This is a genomic window from Pseudomonas brassicae (assembly GCF_010671725.1).
Lineage (GTDB): Bacteria > Pseudomonadota > Gammaproteobacteria > Pseudomonadales > Pseudomonadaceae > Aquipseudomonas > Aquipseudomonas brassicae.
On record NZ_JAAHBU010000271.1, the window covers coordinates 1 to 6,283 of the forward strand.

Consider the following 6,283-nt stretch of genomic DNA (forward strand, 5'->3'; position numbering starts at 1 on the left):
CTGCAACTCCGGCGTTTCCCCAATAGTCCGCGAGGCTGACCTTGAAGCGCGGGTCGATCACGTCGCCGCCGTCTTTGATGAACTTCTGCTCGCTGGCCCAACTTTTACCGTAGGGCGGGTTGGAAAGCATAAAGTCGAAGCGGCTGCCTGCGAATTCGTCCACGGAGAGGTGAGCCGGGGGCGGATGTGGGCAGGGTTGTTGCCCTTGATCATCATGTCCGACTTGCAAATGGCATAGGTCTCGTCGTTGATTTCCTTGCCGTAGAGGTGGATGTCGCGGTGGATGGTCGAATCCGGGTATTTTTCTTCGATAAAATTCTGCGACTCGGTGAGCATGCCGCCACTGCCGCAGGCCGGGTCGTAGATGGTCATCACGGTGGGCAGGCGGTCCTTGATCGGGTCGAAGACCAGGTGGGTCATCAGCTCGATCACTTCGCGCGGGGTGAAGTGCTCGCCGGCTTCCTCGTTGTTCTCTTCGTTGAACTTGCGGATCAGTTCTTCGAACACATAGCCCATGCCCAGGTTGCTCAGGGCTGGCAGGCGGTTGCCTTGTGGGTCTTCGCTGTCATGCGGGGTGAGGTTGATGGTGGGCGAGGTGAATTTTTCCAGTACGTCAAGCAGCACGTCTTTGCTGGCCATGTGGCGCATCTGCGACTTGAGATTGAAGCGCCGGATGATGTCTTTGACGTTGTCGCTAAAGCCGTCGAGGTATTCCTCAACGTTGCTCAGGAGGATCTGCTGGTTGTTGGTGGCGGTCTTCTGCAGTTGGCCTAGCGTCCACTTGCTGGTGTTGTAGAACACATAACCGGAAGCGGCACGCAGGGCGCTGTCGTCCAGTTCGGTCTGGCTCATTTCACTTTGCTGAAAGGCCAGCTCTTCCATCACTTTGGCCTTGCTGGTCTCCAGCAGGGCATCGAGCCGGCGCAGCACAACCATGGGTAGGATGACGTCACGGTATTTTCCGCGCACATACACGTCGCGCAGACAGTCATCGGCAATCGACCATATAAATGAAACCAGTTTGTTGTGGACCGCGTGGTTCAACTGCAGATACTCCAAATCAAAGCGCTGAATAGCAGCGCTGCTAGGGTGGCTGTACCGTACCCATGTGCAAGCTAAGGAGCGCATCTTACCCAATGCAGAGGAGCTTTTGGCGGCAGAGATGCAAGCGGATGGGGAACCAGCCTTGGTAGGTTAGGGTGACAAGGATGTTCGTGAGCAGGTGTTGGAGAGCATAAAGAAGCGGTTCGACGATCAACTATCCTTAGCTCTAAGCATCAGTCCAACTCACTTTGCATCGCTGACTAACGGTGAAATACCCATGATGTCTCTAATCGACGAGCGAGCAGCTGGACTGTCAGCAAGTAGTAGTACCGCGTCGCCTGACTGCGCTCGGCTAGGCGATGATCGAGAAACCAAGCAACGTGCTTTCTCTGCCAAGCCCAGGGCGTTTTTCGCTGCCAGTGCTCTGCAATTTCAGCCTGAATAATTTTCGCCTGGCGCACATGGCGTCGCCGGGTTGCGTGCGAGCCGGTTAGCACTCCAGCCAGGAACAACTCCATGTCGAACTGCTTGCTCATGCCTGCCCACCAATGTAAGCACCGATCACATCGATCCGACCGTGCCCCAGCTCGTAGCTGATTTGCCTCCGGGCCTCACGTTCAAGACTCCTATCTACCTGACAACATTGGCCGCCGTTGATAGGCGCGCGGTGTTGGGTGATTTGCTCATAGCGCTCACAGGCATACGACGCTCGTAGCTCATGGAAGCCTTTGAGGTTGTGTGCATGCAGGATGTCCCGCGCAGGTCGGATGATTTCTTGCAGAAGATTCAGGTAGCTTTCGTGTGGAGCAATCAGGTTGCGGCTACCCGCAGGCGACATCTGCAATGCAAACTCAAGTGCCTCGCGAACATGGTCACCCACTCCGATCCACCGGGGTGCGGAGGCACCGGCGCGGCCGCCTTTGGTGCCGTCCTGGATGTTGATCCTTCCAAACGCTTTAGCCTCATGACTTAGCCGTGGCAGGTCAGCCAAGATGGCCTCACGCAAGCGCATGCCGGTGGATCGCGCCAACAGCACGATCGCTGCGGCTCGGTGCTGATCAAGACTACAAAGCGACCCGACGATCTGTTTAATCAGTTCTCGGTCTTGGCCCTGCGGAACCGAGTGTCGAACCCCGGTGCGCTGCATACCCAACGCCTTACTCGGACTTGGTAATTTCACGCACTGATCACCGCGAAGCGCTGCCATGGTCCTGTTAACGCTGGATAGGCGGTTTTGTGCGGTGCTGACAGCAAGGTCACCGCGCCCAACCACGTCACGCAGATACGCCGCATAGTCGGCCAACACCTGCCGATCAATCTGCCGCGCATCATTGATACCGGGCCCCTGTTCGGAACGGCACCATTTGACGAATGCCTGCCACCGATCACAGTGCGCTTTGACCGTGCCGTAATGACCGCCGCCGAACATGTCTTTCAGAGCTTGCGGCCCTGCGTAGCTCAATTGCCTGCCGTAACCGAAATTGCGGCCATCGCGTCTACCCACCAATGCCATGTCGGTCACCTCATCTTCCGCTCTCCAATCCTCGCCCCACGTCATCCCGCCAAGAATGCTGAGTGTTATCAGGGATCAAGGCCCCTGCGACCTGTGGGGAATGTCCACTACGCGAGACTGGCGGCTCCTTACGACCGGGAGCAAGGGCATCTCATGATCTGGCCTCCTGAGCACCGTTACCGGTGGGCGGGTGGAGGCAGCACTGGCTGACTAAACCAGCGCCTGAAGATCCTGAGCCAGGTGCAAGCAGCAATGCGATGACCGGGGCATGCCTGACTGTCAGTCAGGTGCAGTCCATTCCCTGGTCTGCGGCACCATCATCTGCATGGCTGTTGCTGGTGACATCGGCGTTTGTCACGCCGATTGTCACGAGGGGGATTGCCGCAAAGCCATGTGCGATCAGGGTTGCAGCAGTGGTAGAAGTGCCCGTCTCTTTCCAGAATGTATAAACCGGAGACATGGGTGACAGCTGTGCCAAGACATGGTTGACACTCTTCGGTAGCAATGACTGCCGGAGCCATGACCATGCCTTGGGATGAGAAAGACATCATGACGTTACGCGAGGAGTTTGTTGTTCTGGCGCGGCAAGAAGGCGCGAACCGGCGAGAGTTGTGCCGCCGGTTCAAAATCAGCCCTCAGACCGCATACAAGTGGTTGGCCCGTTTTGAGGCCAGCGGTTCGGAAGGACTGAAGGATCTATCGCGGCGTCCGAAAACGAGCCCTAGGCAATCTACGCCGCTCATTGAGAAGCAGGTCGTAGAGCTTCGTATGGAGCATCCAGCCTGGGGCGGCCGAAAGATCTGCAGGCGACTACAAGATCTGGGCGGCCCACAAGTTGCGCCGAGCACCGTCACCTCGATATTGCATCGACACCAACTCATCTATCCCGAAGCGTCCGACGCTGTCAAAGCGTGGTGCCGCTTCGTTCACGATGCGCCAAACGACCTATGGCAAATGGATTTCAAAGGCTACTTTTCGACGTCTCAAGGGCAGTGTCATCCTCTCACCGTGTTAGATGATCATTCGCGATTCAATTTAGCGATTCAGGCATGCGCCAATGAACAGTGTGAGACCGTCAAAGGGCATCTGATTGATGTATTTCGGCGGTACGGCATGCCTGTCCAGATCAATACCGACAACGGCGGCCCATGGGGTTCTCCTCGTGTCCCCGGCGAGCTATCCCACCTGGGCGTCTGGCTAGTTCGGCTTGGGATACGGCTGACGTTCAGCCGTCCGTGGCATCCACAAACCAATGGTAAGGATGAACGGTTTCACCGCTCGCTGAAGGCCGAGGTTCTTCGGGGTAGAAGCTTTCGATCATTCGATGAAGCTCAGATCGCTTTCGATGACTGGCGTGAAATTTACAACCATCAAAGACCGCACCAGGCTTTGCAGATGACCACACCTGTTACTCATTATCGAATGAGCCCCAGAGCCTACCCGGAAACTCTTCCGGAGCTTGAGTACGGTCCGGATGACACCATCGTCAAAGTGCACTTTCATGGCAATGCTCGTTTTCGAGGCGAGTTGATTCCCGTCTCAAAAGCACTCAGAGGGTTGCCGATTGCTGTGCGGCCTAAAGGAGCCGCAGACGGCTGCTTTGAGGTGTATTTCAACCACCACAAGCTCTGCGAGATAGACATGCGTGGGCAAAAGCCCAAGCTGTAAAGCGTCCACCATGTCCTGGCACGGCTGTCACCCTTGTATTCGGTCCATACACAGAAGAAAGAGACGGGCACAGGTTGGCGCAAAATTCGGCCAAGCGGATAGGTTGCTGCAGGGCAGCGAGGTACGGTGTAGCTGGCGCACTAGGGCCATGAGATTAGAGAGCATCCATCACCGGGGGAGGTGACCGGGCGAGCTGCCGGATGCGAATCGCCTTCAGGGAGAACCACCGCGGAAGCGGCGTGACCTTGAAGGTTCGGGCCACCTGGGGTGCTGTCAACGACAGCGCTTACACGACCAGTTCTACGCCTGTGGATAAACCCGGTCAAGGGTCGAAGTTCAGCGTTACTCTGGACTTGGAGTGAGGTTATCCACCTATGGAATTCCGTGGTAAACCCCGGACAACGTCGTGGCTTTTAGCTTTTCAAGGTGAGGTCTTCAAACAGGGCGGCTTTGCAGCCCTGTTTGGAAGGACCCGTGCTTACAAGCGGATAAACGAGACTGCTGGCCTGAATCTTGAGCGATCAGTTGCTGCTGCCCTTATTGCGCCTGCACAGCGCTAGCGGATCGGTACCACGTTCTTGTCTCTGACTTGGCCGTATGCTGAGGCGAGCAGGCTGCCGGTCGCGGCTTTCTGGATGTACTCACTCCACCAGGCCATCATCGGACGGCGGCGCTCGATGTAGTCGGCGCGGTTGTAGGCGCTGCGCACTCATCCTTGTCGACGTGCGCCAGTGCCACTTCGATGAGCTCCGGGTCCCACCCATGTTCATTCAATATGGTGCTGGCCATCAAGCGCATGCCGTGGCTGACCAAGCGGTCCTGGAAGCCCATGCGTTTCAACGCCATGTTGGCGGTCTGGCTATTGGCATGAGTACGAGGGTTTCGGTCTGCCGGGAAGACGTATTCTCGATGACCACTGTGGGACTTCAGTATCTCCAGCAATGACATGGCTTGATCGCTCAACGGGATGCTGTGCGGTCGGCGCTTCTTCATCCGCTCCGGCGGGATGGTCCAGACACGCCTTTCAAAATCGATGTCTGCCCAACGAGTAGTCGCCGCCTCGGCTGGGCGAGTCATGGTGTGCAACTGCCATTCGATCAAGCAGCGGGTGGTGCGTTTGATGCTGGCGTTCGCAATTTCCAGCATGAGCTCAGGAAGCTCCTCGGGTGGAAGTGCCGCCATGTTTTCTTTCTTCGGTTTCTTGAACACCGCCCGAATCCCGCTGAGCGGGTTCGCGAAAATCATTCCCGAATTTACCCCGTAGGTCATGATCTCGTTGAGGCGCTGGCTAAGCCGCTTCACCGTCTCCAAGCTGCCTTTGGCTTCGATAGGGCGAAGGATCTTGATCACCATCGGTGCACTGACTTCCGAGATTGGAGTCGATTTCATGCTCGGAAAAACGTGCAGCGTGAGTGAGCGCCAGATGTCCTCGGCATAGGCCGGCGTGACCGAGTCCTTTTTCAGCTCGAACCAGGCGCTAGCTACTTTCTCGAACGTATGTTCCGTCTCGGCTAGTTTGGCCTGTGCGAGATCATTGCGCTGAGCTTTCGGGTCGATCCCCTGGGCAAGTACTTCCCTAGCTTCAACCGCTTTTCGCCGAGCTTGCGCCAGAGAGACCTCGGGATAGGAGCCGAGCGCCATGTTGATTCGATTCTTGGTGACCGGATGCCTGTAGTTGAAATTCCACTGCATCGAGCGGTTGACCCGGACTCGGAGCTGGAGCCCGTCGCCATCCGTGAGGACGTAGTCCTTGTCTTTGGGCTTGATCGCCTTGAGCTGGCGGTCGGAGAGGCGAGCTGTTTGAGCGCACATGGGAGAGCTCCATGACACCTTTTGGTATTCCCAAGATTAGCCCCAGGTAGGCGGGAATACACCGGAATACCGGGATGGCTGGAACTCAAAAAACCGTTGTGGCCCTCAAAAGAGCAGTAAGCCCTTGATTTCACTGACTTCCAGGCACAAAAAAAGACGTCCGTGGACGTCTTTGATTGATCATTTGGTGGAGCCGGGGACATCTGAACCCGCATCCCCTCCATCCCCCCTCCGCCCCTTCAAACC

General features: G+C 56.8%; 4 protein-coding genes and 1 pseudogene. 1 reads left to right on the forward strand and 4 read right to left on the reverse strand.

Annotated features, from left to right (window positions below):
- Positions 1-57: 57 nt before the first annotated feature.
- The 3 genes from G3436_RS18130 to G3436_RS18140 form a co-directional block, all read right to left on the reverse strand.
- On the reverse strand, positions 58-1,128 hold the full coding sequence (locus G3436_RS18130; RefSeq protein WP_243667209.1) for an HsdM family class I SAM-dependent methyltransferase: 1,071 nt from the start codon (positions 1,126-1,128) through the stop codon (positions 58-60).
- Positions 1,129-1,304: 176 nt separating this feature from the next.
- The gene (locus tag G3436_RS18135) at positions 1,305-1,580 is read right to left on the reverse strand and encodes a hypothetical protein (RefSeq protein ID WP_163947677.1); all 276 of its coding nucleotides are present in this window, start codon (positions 1,578-1,580) and stop codon (positions 1,305-1,307) included.
- Complete coding sequence (locus tag G3436_RS18140; RefSeq protein ID WP_163947681.1) at positions 1,577-2,557, reverse strand: integrase domain-containing protein; 981 nt, start codon at positions 2,555-2,557, stop codon at positions 1,577-1,579. The genes G3436_RS18135 and G3436_RS18140 overlap by 4 nt, the downstream gene beginning before the upstream one ends.
- A 525-nt stretch (positions 2,558-3,082) precedes the next feature.
- On the opposite strand from G3436_RS18140, the gene G3436_RS18145 reads away from it, so the two are divergent.
- On the forward strand, positions 3,083-4,225 hold the full coding sequence (locus G3436_RS18145) for an IS481 family transposase (protein WP_163947679.1): 1,143 nt from the start codon (positions 3,083-3,085) through the stop codon (positions 4,223-4,225).
- 556 nt (positions 4,226-4,781) lie between these two features.
- Here the strand turns inward: G3436_RS18145 and G3436_RS18150 are convergent.
- A pseudogene (locus G3436_RS18150) lies at positions 4,782-6,037 on the reverse strand (integrase domain-containing protein).
- Between the last annotated feature and the right edge of the window lie 246 nt (positions 6,038-6,283).

Coding starts and splice junctions, on each gene's coding strand:
- G3436_RS18130 (WP_243667209.1), bottom strand. CDS start 1,128: ATGCGCTCCTTAGCTTGCACATGGGTACGGTACAGCCACCCTAGCAGC.
- G3436_RS18135 (WP_163947677.1), bottom strand. CDS start 1,580: ATGAGCAAGCAGTTCGACATGGAGTTGTTCCTGGCTGGAGTGCTAACC.
- G3436_RS18140 (WP_163947681.1), bottom strand. CDS start 2,557: ATGGCATTGGTGGGTAGACGCGATGGCCGCAATTTCGGTTACGGCAGG.
- G3436_RS18145 (WP_163947679.1), top strand. CDS start 3,083: ATGCCTTGGGATGAGAAAGACATCATGACGTTACGCGAGGAGTTTGTT.